This is a genomic window from Bacillus cereus group sp. MYBK79-1, assembly GCF_051915365.1.
In the GTDB taxonomy this organism is placed as follows: domain Bacteria; phylum Bacillota; class Bacilli; order Bacillales; family Bacillaceae_G; genus Bacillus_A.
In genome coordinates, this window is record NZ_JBQAEO010000039.1 from 1 (window position 1) to 1449 (window position 1449).

Genomic DNA, 1449 nt, shown 5'->3' on the forward strand with positions numbered 1-1449 from the left:
TGAACTGCACCCCAATTGTTAGACACAGTCTAACAATTGGGGGTGCAGTTTTTTTATGACAAAATTTACGAAGGATTCAAAGTTAACGCTCGTTCAAGGATTTAATCCAAAAACAATTTCTCAGGCAGAATATGCAAAACAGATGCATATTACAAAGGCACAATTTCAATACTGGTTGCGCTTATACGAACTCCATGGAGAAGAAGGTTTACACGAGGTCTATACAAATTACACCGTAGAGTTTAAACTAAACGTACTAAATTTTATGGCTCAATCGGGTATATCGTTAATGGATACAGCGGCTATATTCATGATTCCTTCTTTTACAACGGTTTATCAATGGAAGAAGCAATTTGAATTAGGTGGCTTAGATGCCCTTGAACCAAAGAAAAAGGGGCGTCCATCCATGAAAAATAAAAACACAAAACAGGATACTAAAAAAATTCCGGCAGAAGGTTCAGTTGAAGCGTTACAAGCTGAATTAGAACGCCTACGTATGGAAAATGCGTATTTAAAAAAGTTGAATGCCTTAGTTCAAAACAAGGAAAAATCACTAAACAAAACAAGGCACAAGTAGTCTATGAATTGAGGCATGAGTTTCAAGTGAAAGAATTAGTAAAGTTAGCGGATATCCCTCGAAGCACCTATTACTTTTATGTAAAACAAATGGATAGAATCGATCCAGATGCGGATTTAAAAGTAGAAATTAAAGCGATTTATGAGGAACACGAAGGTCGTTATGGATATCGTCGTATTCGTGATGAATTAGCCAACCGTAATCAAATAGTGAATCATAAAAAGGTGCAACGAATTATGAAAGAGTTAGGTTTAAAATGCCTTGTACGTATAAAAAAATATAAATCTTATAAAGGAACAGTTGGTAAAATTGCACCCCATATTTTAGAGCGTAATTTTACGGCAGATGCGCCAAATGAAAAATGGGTAACCGATATTACGGAATTTAAATTATTCGGTGAGAAACTTTATGTATCACCTGTATTAGACTTGTATAATGGTGAAATCATTACCTATACAATTGGCTCTAGACCGACGTATTCACTTGTTTCAGAAATGTTAGAGACAGCATTAGAATGTTTACCTGAAAATCACCAACTATTGATGCATTCAGATCAAGGTTGGCATTATCAAATGAAACAGTACCGTCATGCATTACAAGAAAGAGGTATCGTACAAAGTATGTCTCGTAAAGGCAACTGTTACGACAACGCAGTAATGGAGAATTTCTTTGGAATCATGAAGTCTGAATTTCTCTACATAAAAGAGTTTGAAAGTATAGAGCATTTCAAAATAGAATTAGAAAAATATATAGATTACTATAATAAAAAACGGATAAAGGCAAAATTAAAAATGAGCCCGGTGCAATACCGGACTCGTTTGGATCAAGTAGCCTAATGAAATAACCGTGTCTAACTTTTAGGGGTCACTTCA

The 1449-nt window shown here is 35.0% G+C and carries 1 protein-coding gene; it reads left to right on the top strand.

The annotated features are described in order from the left end of the window. Nucleotides 1–55 precede the first annotated feature (55 nt). Nucleotides 56–1413, top strand: a protein-coding gene (locus ACTFOB_RS26270) for an IS3 family transposase (RefSeq protein WP_440030135.1) whose coding sequence is annotated in 2 segments (ribosomal slippage) — nt 56–512 and nt 512–1413 — 1359 coding nt in all. Because the reading frame shifts where the segments join, the coding sequence is not laid out codon by codon here. The last annotated feature ends 36 nt before the right edge of the window (nt 1414–1449 follow it).